Here is a 13,870-nt window from a genome sequence, read left to right on the forward strand (position 1 = left end):
GTGGTCGCGGAGGGCTATCTGTTCACACGGGACGAGGCGTCGCCGTCGTCACGCGCGTTGCCCATCGTTCCGACACCGACAGGAGAAGAGCCTCCATGACCTCCACCACCAAGGCCGAGCGGCGCGTGTCCGCTGCGCTGGTCGCGCTCGCGCTCGTGCCCATCCTTGCCGGCGCCGCCCGTCTGGCCGAGCTGGCAGGCGGCGCCGAGCTCACGCCGCACAACGCGCGGTTCTTCGCATCGCCCCTACCGGTGGTGCTGCACGTCCTCAGCGCCAGCGTGTATTGCGTCCTGGGTGCCTTCCAATTCGCCCCGGACTTTCGCCGCCGGCGGCCCGGCTGGCACCGCGTCGCCGGGCAGCTCCTGGTCGCGTGCGGCCTCGTGGCCGGGCTCTCGGGCTTGTGGATGACGCTGTTCTATCCCCGCGCCGAAGGCGACGGTGAGCTCCTCGACGGCCTGCGGCTCCTGTTCGGCTCGGCGATGGTCCTGTCCCTCGTCCTGGGGCTGGCCGCGATCCTGCGGCGGGACGTCGGCGGCCACCGGGCCTGGATGATTCGAGGCTACGCAATCGGTCTGGGCGCGGGCACGCAGGTGCTCGTCTCCGTGCCCTGGTTCCTCATCGTCGGCACGCCGGGCGAGCTCGCCAGAGCGCTGCTGTTGGGCGCCGGCTGGGTCATCAACGTCGCCGTGGCCGAGCGGGTCATTCGTCGACAAACCGCCTCGCCAGTTCGCGCCGCCGAGATGCGCGAGGGGCTGCTCGAGGTACGCGCCAGCGTCGGGAACGCCTCACGCCCGACACAGGTATAGGCGTGGACCTGCGCCTACGAGCGGGGTCGGAGCCGGGACTGGAGGAGGAGTGAGCGTCACCCGCTTCGGTGGACAGGTTGACTACGCTGCCTGTCGCTGCACCTCAGCCGCACGCTCGTACTCGGCTGGGCTGATGTAGCCGAGTGAGGAGTGACGGCGCTTCCGGTTGTAGAACACCTCGATGTACTCGAACAGCGCCAGCCTCGCCTCCTCGCGCGTCCGGAAGCTGCGCGTGTGGACCAGCTCCATCTTCAGGCTGCTGAAGAAGCTCTCGACCACCGCGTTGTCCCAACAATTGCCCTTGCGGCTCATCGGGCAGGTGATGCCGTGCTCGGCCAGCCGCTCCCGGTAGTCCTCGCTGGCGTACCTGACAGCTCCCTGTGGTGTGAGCGCCATTCTGGAGCACCTGGGACTGCCCGCTGGGCCTGCGAAGCTGGCCCCAGCACGGGGGCCAGCGCAGTTGGCGTGGTGTGGAGGCTCAAGCAGTCGCGCTGCTCCAGAAGCTCATGCCCCTGCTGCCCCCATGCTGGAGGGACCGCCTGGGCCGGGGTGTGCCCCAAGGAGGCTGCACGGCCTCTTCCTCAGCCTGGCGCACAGCTCGGCGGCAACCGTCAGCGGCCCTCCTCGGCACCTCCGCGCCAGCCCTCCCCCTCAACATGGTCTCTCTCCCGCCTATACGCCGCACTACTGGGCGCCCTTCATCGCGCTGGGCCGAGACGCCCCGCTGCGCGAGCTGGGGCCCGACACCACCGAGGGTCGGCCCTGATTCACAGCGTGACCCATTGATTACGCACACCCGCAGGCCCTCATTGTGTACGTAGGTAGGTCCGCTCAGCGTGAGCATGCCCTCGTGGACCACGAAGTCGACCTCAAGGCCGCCGAACAGGTCCTCGTAGTTGACCGAATCGGCGCTGACCTTGAGCAGAGGGTAGCGCGCGAAGCCGAGTTCGCGTGCCAGGGGTTGAAACCGCGCGCCGGGCAGTGACGCGGGGACCATGAGGCCAGAGGGGAGAGGCCTCACGGGGCCGCGATAGGCCAGCGGCCCCTCCTCGCGCAGCACCCGGTGTGCAGGGGCCTCAGGCCTGGGCAGGAACAGTGCCACCAGGGACTCCGGCCTCCCCACGTCCGCTCCTCCCGGTAGGCCACCCGCTTTTCCGCATCATTTTCCGCCTCGCGGGCTCATTCACATACGGGGGGAGCGGCTCGCTCATGGGAGCGAGGCGGACGCCTCGTGTCTGGATTCGAGGCTTCACCATGAACTGTCCCGCATGTAGCAAGAGCATGCCCCCCAGAGCGAAGGGCTGCCCCCAGTGCCTCGGGCAGGTGGCGCCACGCACGCCGGTCCCTGAGCAGACCGTTGTGCCAGCGGCCCCCAGGCCCATGGCCCCCGAGGCCATGAGTCCTCCCCCCGCAGCGGTGGCCAGCCCTCCTGTAGGACCCGAGGCTGCTCCGACGTGTCCGCAGCACCCCTTCGTCCCTGCCAGCAGCTGCCGTCAGTGCAGTGCGAGCTACTGCGCTCGCTGCCTCCCAGGAAACGCCAGGCGCGTGCTGTGTCCGAGCTGCAATACCGTCCTGGCCGTGTGCGAGGCCCCCGATAAGCTCCGGCAAGCGTATCGGGAGCTCTGGGTCCTGCCCCTGATCATGGGCCTGGGGATCTGCCTGGTGTTCATCCTGGTAGGCCTGGTGGAGATAGGGCACGCACCTCCAGAGGTGACGAGCGCGATCCCTGCGGCCGGCTGCACCTTCGGCACGCCGATCCTCGTGGTGGCGCTCCTCAGCGGATTGACCCGGTCGATCACCATGGCCTGGATCGGCGTCGTGATCGAGTCGCTGGTGGTGGTCTCCTTCTTCGCGAGTGACGTGAATTTCTTCTCCATCCTGTTCGCGGGCCTGGCGGCCATCGTCCCTCTCATGACCGTGTTCCAGATCTTCGAGATCAAGGACCTGCAGGACCTCCAGCGTACGCACCCGGCGGGACAGGCACCGCTGGGCTGAGCGGGGGATCAGTTGCCGGCGTAGGCAGACATATCGCTACCCGGGTAGCCGCAGGTGTCAGACCAGGTGGAGGGCAGCGTCGCGAGGCCCGACCAGTTCTGACAGAAATCGCCGAAAAGGCAGGCGGACGCGCCTGCATCATTTTCCGGGTCGCTGTCTCTCAAGAGAGGGACGTTGAACGTTCAATGGCCGCGCTGAGGCCAGGGGGGAGACATGCGGCAGGTGCTCATGTTGCTGGCCATGGGGATCCTGGGCGGCGCAGCCACGGCACTGGCCGGAGAGGAGCCACCGGCTGCGTGGCTGCAGGAGGCGCAGACGGCGCATTCCCAGGCGCTTGCGCTCTACGACGCGGGCAAGTACGGCGAGGCCGTGGCGCAAGGAGAATATGCGCTGATGCGAGCGGAGGCCGTGCTCGGGGCCCGGCATCCCGGAGTCGCCACCTGCCTGACGCTGCTCGGTGATATCCACCGGCTTCAAAGAGGCTTTGACCAGGCCGAGCCACTGCTTCAGCGGGCCCTCACGATTCGGGAAGCGGCCTTCGGTAGGAACCATCCCCAGGTCGCCAAAGCGCTCCACGACCTCGCCTTCCTCCACCGACAGCAGGGATTGTATGACCGGGCCGGGCCGCTCGACGAACGCGCCCTCGCCATTCGGGAGGAGGCCTTCGGCAAGGACCATCCCCAAGTCGCCGATTCACTCCACCGCCTCGCCCTCCACTATCAGGCTCAGGGGTTGTACGACCGGGCCGAGCCGCTCCACCAGCGCGCCCTCGCCATTCGGCGAAGGGCCTTCGGTTGGAACCCTCTCGACATCGCCTCGTCGCTCAGCAACCTCGCCAGCCTCTATCAGGCTCAGGGGTTGTACGACCGGGCCGAGCCGCTCTACCAGGACGCCCTCGCCATTCGGCAAATGACCATCGGTAGCAACCCTCCCGAAGCCGCCTCATCGCTTCGCAACCTCGCCAGCGTCTATCAGTCGCGAGGAAGGGCCTCCCTACCCAACTATAGCTACGTCAATGTCCCCCTCAGTATCCCCCCCGGTATTCCCCTCGGTATCCCCCTCGGTTTTTTGCAAGCGGACTTCTCCGACCATACCTATCAGCGTTACCTCGCCGATCGGCGAGCGGACATCGCCAGGAACCATCCCGAAGTCGCCGATTCGCTCAACGCCTTCGCCCGCCTCTCCCGGCAGCGGAAGTTGTACGGCCAGGCCGCGCCGCTTGACGAGCGCGTCCATGCCATTCGGGAAGCGGCCATCGGCAGGAATCATCCCGACCTGGCCTCATCGCTCCACGACCTCGCCAGCGTCTACCAGGCGCAGGGGCTGTACAACCGGGCCGAGCCGCTTCACCAGCGCGCCCTCGCCATTCGGGAAGCGGCCTTCGGCAAGAGCCATCCCACCGTCGCCGATTCGCTCAACAGCCTCGCCAGCGTCTACCAGGCGCAGGGGCTGTACGGCCGGGTCGAGCCGCTCCACCAGCGTGCCCTCGCCATTCGGGAAGCCGCCCTCGGCAAGAACCATCCCGAAGTCGCCTCATCGCTCAGCAACCTCGCCAGCCTCTACCAGACGCAGGGGTTGTACGACCGGGCCGAGCCGCTCCACCGGCGCGCCCTCGACATTCGGGAAGCCACCCTCGGCGAGAGTCATCCCGACACCGCCTCGTCGGTCCACGACCTCGCCCTCCTCTATCAGGCGCAGGGGTCGTACGGTCGGGTCGAGCCACTGCTTCAACGGGCCCTCACGATTCGGGAAGCCACCCTCGGCAAGAGCCATCCCATCGTCGCCGATTCGCTCCACAACCTCGCCCTCCTCTACCAGGCGCAGGGGCTGTACGGTCAGGTCGAGCCACTGCTTCAACGGGCCCTCACGATTCGGGAAGCCACCCTCGGCAAGAACCATCCCGAAGTCGCCTCGTCGCTCTACAACCTCGCCCTCCTCTACCAGGCGCAGGGGTTGTACGACCGGGCCGAGCCACTCCACCAGCGCGCCTTCGCCATTCGGGAAGCGACCCTCGGCAAGAACCATCCCGACCTCGCCTCGTCGCTCAACAGCCTCGCCTTGCTCAGGCTGGCCCAGCATCGCCCCGACGCAGCCGTGCCGCTTTTCTCGCGCGCCTTCGCCATCTCCGAACAACGCCTGCGCCAGGAGGCGCTCGACTTCTCCGAGGCGCGCCTGGCCAGCTTTCTCCAGCTCCTGCGCTCCGACGAAGAACGCCTCTATGCCTTGCTGCGTGAGCATCCCGACCTCGCCAGCGTCAGGCGCCTGGCCCTGAGCGCTGCTCTGCTCCTCAAGGGCCGCTCTGCCGAGGAGACAGCCAGTATCTCCCAGGCGGTCTACCGGAGCGTGGGTTCCGACGGGCGCGTGACCTTCACCAGCAACTCCGGGACTGTCTACCGGAGCCTGCTGGGCGCGGGCATTCGCGAAACCTTCGAGCGCTTGCGAGGCCTCCGCACCCAGCAGGCCCACCTCTCGCTCCAGGGCCCGGGTTCCCTTCCTCCGCCGGCCTACCAGCAGCAGCTCAAAGAGCTCGCCAGCCAGGGCGATGCCCTCGAAGCCACCCTCGCCAGGCACTCCGCGCCCCTGCGCGCGATGCTGGCCGTCCCTCCGGCTCCCGCCGACATCGTCGACCGGGTCGCCAAGGCGCTGCCGGGGGACGGAGCCCTCATCGAGCTCATCGCCTACGAGAACCGCCCGCTCCTGCCCGAGCCAGGCCGCCCCGAGCCCCATCTCCGCTACCTGGCGCTGGTGCTCCTGCCGGACACCCGCATTCTCACCCTCGACCTGGGCCCCGCGGCCCCCATCGACTCCGCCGCCTCCCGCCTGCGAGATGCCCTGGCCAACCGCGATGCTTCTTTCCAGGCGAATGCCCAGGCCCTCTACCAGCTTGCCTTTCAACCTCTGCTCCCGCTGCTGGGGAAGGCCCGCCGCCTCTTCCTCTCGCCGGATGGAGAGCTGTCCCTGGTGCCCTTCGCCGCCCTTCACGACGGCCACCACTTCCTCGTCGACACCTTCGACTTCACCTATCTCACCTCCGGCAAGGACCTGCTGCCTCGCCCCCAGCAGCCAGCCCCCGCTTCCACCGTCGTCGTCCTGGCAGACCCGGACTTCAGCGCTCCGCTTCCACCACCCGCCCCCTCCCTGACAGAGGCGCTGGTGTCAGCCGAGCGCTCCACCTCCCTCGAGCGCTTCAGCTCCACCCGACGCGAGGAGCTGGCGCGCCGCGACTGGAACCTCGTCCCACTTCCCGGCAGCCGCCGGGAGGCCCAGACCATCCGGAGGCTGCTGCCCCACGCCCAGCTCTTCCTCGGACTTGAGGCCACCAAGGAGCGGCTGTGGCACCTGCCTGCTCCCGGCATCCTCCACCTGGCCACCCATGGCTTCTTTCTGGGGAACGCCCCAGCGCCCATGCAGTCCCGCGCCGTTGGCAACTGCTGTGCGCTGGGAGAGGCCCCTCTCGCGGCACAGGTGCCGGACCCTCTGCTGCGCTCCGGTCTCGTCTTCGCGGGCGCGCGCCCCCTGGCCCCCTCAGGCTCTCGTGCCCCCCAGCCCCCGCCCGACAACGCGCTGGCGACCGCCCTGGAGCTGTCCTCCCTCAATCTCTGGGGCACCCAATTGGTGGTCCTGTCCGCCTGCGACACCGGCCGAGGCGACGTCAAGCTGGGCCAGGGTGTCCACGGCCTTCGCCGAGCCCTCGTGGTGGCTGGTGCCGAGACAGTGGTGACGAGCCTCTGGCAGGTGAATGACGACACCACCCGCCAGTTGATGGAGGCCTACTACCAGAAGCTGCTCGCCGGTCAGGGCCGCGCCAGCGCGCTGCGCGAGGCCATGCTCTGGCTGCGGGCCACCCGGCCCCATCCCCACTACTGGGCTCCCTTCATTGTCCTGGGCCAGGACGCTCCGCTGCGCGGGCTGGGTAGTGCATCGCCTTGATGAGTCCCTGACTCCACAACTGATCGATGAAACCATCAACGAGACGTGCTTGCTGTGCCCCGTCTCCGAGAGCGCCGATCCACGACGTAGCGGACCAGATGACTTCATCCGTGGTTGCATCCATCAGGCGCCAGAGAAACGTGTATCCAGGCACAAGGATGCTCGCCTCGGTGGGGAAGATCAGCAGCCGGTACTTCGCGCCAAACGCCTCCTCCCTCAGCTGGTTCCGCGCGATGATGACGCCCACCGATACATTGAGTGACGATTCATCCATGGAAAGAACCGGAGTTCCCTGGCCGGAGCGGACATCGTGGAACACCATCTGCGTGTTTCTCACGCCGTGGAGAGTCAGGGCCACCGCCAGCTGCGACCTGAAGCGCTGTAGGGACGCCTTGCTGAAGACATCGTCCCGGACATCCAGAAAGGAATACACATAGACGTCGTTGAGCTTGAGCGCTCGTTGCCTGGGGACGCCGACGGTGAACCGGGGGGCGCTCACACAACCGGTCAAGAGCAGTGCGGCAGCCAGGGCCACCCCGTACGTCATCGTTGCTCGTTGAGACCTGCGTAGCATGTTCAGCACGGGTTCCCCAGGTGCGCATCCTGCCGGGAGAAGCATAGCGGAATCAAAGCGGCCGGCCAGCCACGGAGGGAGGGTGAGGCCCACCCAGCCCTGGATTGCCACAGCGCGAACACGACCTCCCTCAGCGTGAGCGATTGCTCCTCGGTTCCGCGACAATGTCACGCGGAGGCCGCCAGGAATTGGCCCTGGAGGCTCCCGGTGATTTTTGTGCATGATTCTCCAGGTCACGGGCTCTCTACGGTTACGGGCCACCACTTCAGCCCACTGGCTCAACGGAGAGAACGCGATGAAGAACCAGCTGTTTGCCTGCCTGCTCCTTCATGTCTTCGCGCTGGCCTGCGCCAGCGCTCCGGCCCCCGCCCTCGCTCCGGCCCTCGCCAGCGCTCCGGCCCCCGCGAAGCTCGCGCCCTCCACTCCCAAGGGGCCGGTGTCCGACGCCGAGCGCCATGCGCGCCGGTGCCAGTCCCAGTCCGACTACCGCAAGGTCTGGCCCCAGGGGACGATGCTGTGGGGCACCAAGCGGGACTGGAACACCGAGAAGCAGACGGAGGCGCGAAGCAGCGTGCTCGTCTCGGCCGACCTCGCGCCCCTGCGGCTCGAGGGCGGGCACCTGGTGGCCTCTGCTGCCCCGGAGGCAGGGGCGGCCACCCACGGCGTCGTCGGCACCGTGCTCCAGGGCACCGCCAGCGACGGCACACCCGTGGAGGTGGCCATCTGCGGCGCCGAGCCCTCTCGCGAGGACCCCGGCATGGTCTTCTACCGCATCGAGGCCTGGAACCCGCTGGCCCAGGAGTGGGAGAACCCCTGCGTCGCCGTGGACCGTGCGCCCGCTCCCCGCGCCCTCGCGGTGGGCGGCGTCTGGGATGCCAGCGGGGCCCACCACGACACCCCGGGCAAGCTCACCTTCGCCTGTGAGAATGGTGCCATCACCAAGTGCGTCCTCTGGGGGTACAAGCCCTGGGCCAGCCATGATGGGCAGCCACTGGCCGACGTCCATCAGGCCTGCACCCGACTGGTGCGCGCGGACTATTGCGGCGACGGCCGAAGCCACACGAGCCAGGACACCATCATCGACGTCTACGATTGGCTTGGCATGAGCAAGCGGACGACAGTGGCCACGAGGGAGTGGGACCCCGAGAGGGCCTCCTTCGAGGCGGCGTGGGCGCCCGACGGTGCGACCTGCCTGGCACGCACCCGTGACGACCGTGCGCTGGAGCTCGTCCTCAAGGAGTGTCCCAACCGGTTCCAGACAGGTGCGGCGGTCGAGCTGGACGAGGGAGAGCGCTGCACGGTGCGCCGGGCGGACGTGAACCCCGGGGCCGCGCTGCTACGGAACCGCTCGTATGGCGCCCCGAAAGGCCACGCCTCCGCGAACAAGAGCCCTTAATGCTTCTTGGGTGGGCCTTTCTGGGGAGGCGGCACGGGATTGTCCACCAGGAGCTGGCTGATGCTCAGGTCGAACTGGCTGCGGACCAGGGCCAGGAAGCTCTTGAAGCCTGAACTGGACAAGTTCAGTCGCTCGTTCAGGAGACGCCGGGTCTCCTCGTAGAGCCGGGTTCGGATGCTCTTCAACCAGCGAGAGATGGTCGATTGATTGACACGGAAGAGCAGGCCCATCTCGTACGTCGAGAGCCGATCGGCGAAGTGGAGGCGGAGCAGGTGGCGCTCGTCAGCGGAAAGCGTGGCGGCGGCTTCGTACACGGCCTTGCGGAAGTCGGCCTGGTGGTGGCGCCGCATGACATTGAGCGCGGGGTCGATTCCCTGCCCCGGCAGCGCCTTGAAGATCTCCTCTGCGTCATCCTCGGGCGCGGGCTTCTCGGCGTCCCGCAGCTTGTTGGCAACGCGCCCGGCGGTGACGACGACCCAGCTCATCAGCGCGCCGCGCCCCGTGTACTCTCCAATCTTCGGGGCGCTCTCGGGCGTGGCGACCAGGAGCTTCGCTGCCGTTATCTGGCAGACGTCGTCAATCATGGCATCGGGCAGCTTGAGATGGCGGAGCTTTCCCGGCAGCAGGGAAAGATAGCTTCGCTCGAAGGCCTCGTAGGCGGGGGTGATGCCCTGAAGACACGCACACGTGAGATAGAGCTCTGTCAGGGACAGGCCGGTGAGGAGTGGCGTAACGGGGCTGTCGGGGCCCACCGTGGGCAGCCGCTCGGCGACGTGAATCACGAACAGCTCCGCGGAGAGCGTCACCTTCGGCCATTGCACGCGGGCCTCCTCCCAGGCGCGAAGCAGCAGCGCGTCGAGTGCCTCCGCCTCCGCGGCCGTGGGAGGGATGAAGCGCACCTGGGTGTGTGCGAGAAACGTCTCGACCAGCTCGGGCCCCTTTTCCATGCGTAGTCAAACATAACTATTTTTACCTGGAACTCCAAGGCATGCCATTGAATGGCAACGACTGGATGGTCAACCATGAGTCCCCCCGACCCCATGCGTCCTCCCAATTCTAGTTGCCTGACGGACGAGGTCCTGGTGGCCCTCCTGGAGGGAAAGCTGCCGGACGATGAACTGGCCCGTGTCCATGAGCACGCCGCCGGGTGCGGCGCGTGCCGGGCCCTGCTGGCCACCTTGACTCCTGGCATCCAGCACTCCGGGAAAGAGGCCCCCGGGGCCCCCGCGCCGGATGACATCTCGACGGAGCCGGGCCTCTCCTGGGTGCCCCCCAAGGCGTTCGATCAGTTCCGCCTCGAAGGCCCGATTGGCCGTGGTGGCATGGGCGTCGTCTTCCTGGCGCATGACCGCGTGCTGAAACGGCGCGTGGCGGTGAAGTTCATCGCCGCGAATCAGCCCGACGCCTGGGTCCGTGAGAACTTCGAGACCGAGGCCCAGGCGCTCGCGAGCGTGCAGCACGCCAACATCGTCAATGTCTTCAGCGTTGGTGAGGTGGGCGGACGCCCGTACATCGTCTCCGAGTACGTCGTCGGCGAGAGCCTCGCGGAGCTTTCCCGGCCGGTGCCGTGGCGCCGGGTGCTCACCCTGGGCGTAGGCCTCGCCCGGGGGCTCGCGGCAGCGCATCGCCAGGGCGTGCTCCACCGCGACCTCAAGCCCGCCAACGCCCTGGTCACCCGGGAAGGCGAGGTGAAGCTGCTCGACTTCGGCCTGGCCGAACGCGTCGAGGCGGGGGCGGCCCCTGCGTCCAACTCGCCTGTCATTGGCGGCACGCTGCCCTACATGGCGCCCGAGCTGCTTGCCGGTGCTCCCGCGACGTTCCAGAGCGATATCTATGCCTTGGGCCTCATCCTCCATGAGCTGTGCACGGGCGAGGTGCCGCGTCGCGCGCCCCGAAGGGGCGGCGAGGTCCCCCCTCGCGCCGCGCTGGGGCCGGACGTCGACCCGGACTTCGCCGCGCTCATCACCCGGTGCCTCGCGACCAATCCCGACGAGCGCTTCGACTCGGCCGAGCTCCTCTGCGCGGCCCTGGAGCGGCTCGCGCGCATCTGCGCACCCGAGCCACTGGCCGCCGGCAATCCCTACCGCGGCCTGGCTCCCTTCGAGGCCGAGCACCGGTCGCTCTTCTTCGGGCGCGAGGCCGACATTCGCGCCGTGCTCGAGCGCCTCCGCGCCCAGCCCATGGTCCTCGTCGCCGGGGACTCGGGGACGGGCAAGTCCTCACTGTGCCGCGCCGGCGTGTTGCCCCAGGTGGCCACGGGCGCCCTGGACGAGGGCCGTGAGCAGGTCATCCTCACGCTGTGGCCCGGTCACCGCCCGCTGGAGGCGCTGGCCGCCGCGCTCGCGCCCCTGCTCGGCTGGAAGGAGGCGGAGCTCGTCACCGCGCTCGCGGACAGGCCGGACTGGCTCGGGAAGAAGCTGCGCGAGGCGCACTCGCGGGGGCGGGGCCTGCTGCTCTTCGTCGATCAGCTCGAGGAGCTCCTCACCCTCTCCGAGCCGGTCCAGGCAGCGCACTTCGCCCGCCTCCTGGGGGAGCTCACCCTGCCGTCGGCGGGGGTGCACGTGCTGATGGCGGCGCGCGGCGATTTCCTGACGCGCCTGTGCGCGCTTCCCGGCCTGGGCGACGCAGCGGAGCGCGCGCTCTACATCCTGCGCCCCCTGTCGCCCGAGGGGGTGCGCGAGGCCATCGTCGGTCCCGCGCGCAGCCGGGGTGTGTCCTTCGAATCCGGTGAGCTCCTCCAGACGCTCATCGCCTCCACGGCGCACGGCGTGGGCAGCCTGCCGCTCCTCCAGTTCGCGCTCGCCGAGCTATGGGAGCGGCGCTCCCCGGCGCAGGGCCGCATCACCCGGGAGGCGCTCGAGCAGATGGGCGGTGTGGCCGGAGCGCTGTCCCGGCATGCGGACGCGGTGCTCGCGCGACTGAGCCCCACGGAGTACGCGGCGGCACGGCGCCTGTTGCTCCAGCTCGTGACGGCCGAGGGCACCCGCATCGAGCGCGCCGAGGACGCGCTCGTCGAGGACTCGGAGGGGGATTCGCGCGCCGCACTTCGCGCGCTCGTCGAAGGCCGCCTCGTGCACACGCGCACCGTGGGCGGCCAGCCGCGCTGTGAGATTGCCCACGAGTCGCTCATCGAGAGCTGGGGCACGCTCCGTGACTGGCTCGATGGCGACATCGGCCATCGCGTCCTGCGCAAGCGGGTCGAGGTGGCCAGCGCCGAGTGGGAGCGCCTCCTGCGCGCCCGCGAGGCCCTCTGGGGGCAGCGGCAGCTCGACGAGGCCCGGCCGCTCGAGCCCTCCACCCTGGGCTCGCGCGAGCGTGCCTTTCTCCTCGCCTCCCGCCGCGCCGTGACACGGGAGCGCTGGGGGCGCCGGCTCGCGGTGCTCTTCCTCGCGCTCGCCGTCCTGGCCGCCTATGGCGGTCTTCGCCTGCAGGAGCACCTCGAGGACTCGCGCTTCATCGCCGCGGAGCTCGGCGCGGCGCGGGAGGTGCTCGCCAGGGGCCGCGCCCTTGCCCAGAGGGCCCGTGAGAGCCGCGAGACGGCGCTGGCGCTGTTCGATGGACGCGTGCCTCCGGATGCGGGCCTCGAGATCCCGCCGGGCCCCTCGGGCCTCAGGACCGCCGCCGAGCGGAGATGGGCCGAGGCGCTGGACCTGCGCGAACAGTCCGAGGTGGCCTACACCGGCGTCCGCCGGAGCCTCGAGAGAGTCCTCGATCGAGATCGCCGCCACGTGGACACGCGCCGGCTCATCGCGGAGGTCACCTATGAACGCGTCCTCCTCGCCGAGCTCTTTCACCAGCGCCGCGAGCGTAACGAGTGGGTGCGGCTCCTGGAGGAGGAGGTGGGCGCCGCGAAGGAAGGCGCGGAGTGGCTGCGACGGCTTCAAGCTCCGGCCGAGCTCGAGCTGGTGACCACCCCTCCTGGCGCACACGTCGAGTTCGAGCGCTACACCCGGGGGAAGGGCACGTTCCGCCGTGAGCCCGTTCCGGAGGCCGGCGACCTGGGCCCTACCCCCATCACCCGCCTCCTGCTTCCCGAGGGCTCCTATCTCGTCCGCGTCACGCAGCCGGGGCATGCGCCGGTGGAGCTGCCGCTGCTCCTCACGCACGGTGCTCGCGAGACGGTCCACCTCGAACTCCCCACGGCGGTGCCCGACGGCTATGCCTATGTCCCCCGAGGCTGTTTCCTCATGGGACGCTCCGGCTCGGAGGAGGTGCGGAAGTTCATGTACAGCTCGCCGCTTCACCGGTTCTGCCTCACCGAGGGCTTCCTCATCGGCAAGCAGGAGGTGACGTTCGGCGACTGGCTGACCTACCTCGACGACCTGCCCCCGGATGCGCCCGCGAGGAGGATTCTCGAGCAGCCGCGCTTCATCGACGGTGGGGCGGTCTCGTTGCGGCGGCACCCGAGCGATGGGTGGCTCTTCTCCTTCCAGCATTCGCCCGAGGAGTTCAGTACGGTGAAGGTGGGCGAGGCTTTCGTGTACGCGGGAAGGACGCGGAGGAACACCGCCGACTGGAGGCGGTTTCCGCTGTCTGGCGTCTCGGCCCAGGATCTGGAGGGCTACTTCTCCTGGCTCCACCAGACGAAGCGTCTGCCGGGAGCGCGCCTGTGCAGCCAGCACGAGTGGGAGTACGCCGCCCGAGGCGCGGACGGCCGCAACTACCCCCATGGTGACGAGCTAAAGCCCGACGACGCCAACATCGACGAGACCTACGACCGGCTCCCCACGGCCTTCGGGCCCGACATGGTGGGTGCCCACCCCGCCTCGGTGAGCCCCTTCGGGTTGGACGACATGGCCGGCAACGCCTACGAGCTCACGCGGTCCGAGACGCCTGAGCTGGGGAGTGTCGTTCTCCGGGGAGGCTCCTGGTACTTCGACGCGACCGGAGCGAACATCGCGGGCTTCTCCCCTGGTGACCCGACGGCGCGTGACGCCAGGACCGGCCTGCGCGTCTGTGCTTCGTTCTCTCCACGGTAGCGGACTGTCCCTGGTGCGCGTATGCCCGCGTCTCAGGGGAGGCCGCGCCGGGCCATCACCACCTCCTCGCCGCCTCTCCCAAAAGCTGCATCGTTCCGCGGCTCCGGGGCTCTGAAGAAGACAGAGCAGGCAGGTCAGAGCTCGGGAGAAGCGCATGAAACGCACGCGTCGTATCGGCTGCACGGTCTTG

At 68.8% G+C, this 13,870-nt stretch carries 7 protein-coding genes and 1 pseudogene; 5 read left to right on the forward strand and 3 right to left on the reverse strand.

Annotation, left to right across the window (positions count from 1 at the left end; translation table 11 throughout):
• Window positions 1-95 precede the first annotated feature (95 nt).
• Window positions 96-806 carry a DUF2306 domain-containing protein gene (locus tag ACX9TP_RS40180; RefSeq protein WP_482975973.1) on the forward strand — a complete coding sequence of 237 codons (711 nt, stop codon included), beginning with the start codon at window positions 96-98 and terminating at the stop codon, window positions 804-806.
• 81 nt (window positions 807-887) lie between these two features.
• Here ACX9TP_RS40180 and ACX9TP_RS40185 read toward each other — a convergent pair.
• Window positions 888-1,175: pseudogene (locus ACX9TP_RS40185) on the reverse strand (IS3 family transposase); the annotation flags it as partial.
• A 1,176-nt stretch (window positions 1,176-2,351) separates the two neighbouring features.
• Between ACX9TP_RS40185 and ACX9TP_RS40190 the strand changes: the two are divergent.
• Window positions 2,352-2,801, forward strand: a complete 450-nt coding sequence (locus ACX9TP_RS40190) for a hypothetical protein (RefSeq protein WP_482975974.1) — start codon at window positions 2,352-2,354, stop codon at window positions 2,799-2,801.
• Between the two features lie 213 nt (window positions 2,802-3,014).
• Entirely contained in the window at window positions 3,015-6,731 is a 3,717-nt protein-coding gene (locus ACX9TP_RS40195) for a CHAT domain-containing tetratricopeptide repeat protein (protein ID WP_482975975.1), read from the forward strand.
• On the opposite strand, the gene ACX9TP_RS40200 is transcribed toward ACX9TP_RS40195, so the two are convergent.
• Window positions 6,676-7,278, reverse strand: a complete 603-nt coding sequence (locus ACX9TP_RS40200) for a hypothetical protein (RefSeq protein WP_482975976.1) — start codon at window positions 7,276-7,278, stop codon at window positions 6,676-6,678. The genes ACX9TP_RS40195 and ACX9TP_RS40200 overlap by 56 nt on opposite strands.
• A gap of 322 nt (window positions 7,279-7,600) precedes the next feature.
• Between ACX9TP_RS40200 and ACX9TP_RS40205 the strand changes: the two genes are divergently transcribed.
• Entirely contained in the window at window positions 7,601-8,701 is a 1,101-nt protein-coding gene (locus ACX9TP_RS40205) for an ADYC domain-containing protein (RefSeq protein ID WP_482975977.1), read from the forward strand.
• Here ACX9TP_RS40205 and ACX9TP_RS40210 read toward each other — a convergent pair.
• Window positions 8,698-9,648, reverse strand: a complete 951-nt coding sequence (locus tag ACX9TP_RS40210; protein WP_482975978.1) for a sigma-70 family RNA polymerase sigma factor — start codon at window positions 9,646-9,648, stop codon at window positions 8,698-8,700. The two genes, ACX9TP_RS40205 and ACX9TP_RS40210, sit on opposite strands and share 4 nt — an antisense overlap.
• Window positions 9,649-9,783: 135 nt before the next feature.
• Here ACX9TP_RS40210 and ACX9TP_RS40215 point away from each other — a divergent pair, with 135 nt between their 5' ends.
• Entirely contained in the window at window positions 9,784-13,680 is a 3,897-nt protein-coding gene (locus ACX9TP_RS40215) for an nSTAND1 domain-containing NTPase (protein WP_482975979.1), read from the forward strand.
• Window positions 13,681-13,870 lie beyond the last annotated feature (190 nt).

The organism is Pyxidicoccus sp. M15, from assembly GCF_056858435.1.

Bases quoted from the DNA above. Each gene is read 5' to 3' on its own strand.
- ACX9TP_RS40180 (WP_482975973.1), top strand. From the start codon at position 96: ATGACCTCCACCACCAAGGCCGAGCGGCGCGTGTCCGCTGCGCTGGTC.
- ACX9TP_RS40195 (WP_482975975.1), top strand. From the start codon at position 3,015: ATGCGGCAGGTGCTCATGTTGCTGGCCATGGGGATCCTGGGCGGCGCA.
- ACX9TP_RS40200 (WP_482975976.1), bottom strand. From the start codon at position 7,278: ATGACGTACGGGGTGGCCCTGGCTGCCGCACTGCTCTTGACCGGTTGT.
- ACX9TP_RS40205 (WP_482975977.1), top strand. From the start codon at position 7,601: ATGAAGAACCAGCTGTTTGCCTGCCTGCTCCTTCATGTCTTCGCGCTG.
- ACX9TP_RS40210 (WP_482975978.1), bottom strand. From the start codon at position 9,648: ATGGAAAAGGGGCCCGAGCTGGTCGAGACGTTTCTCGCACACACCCAG.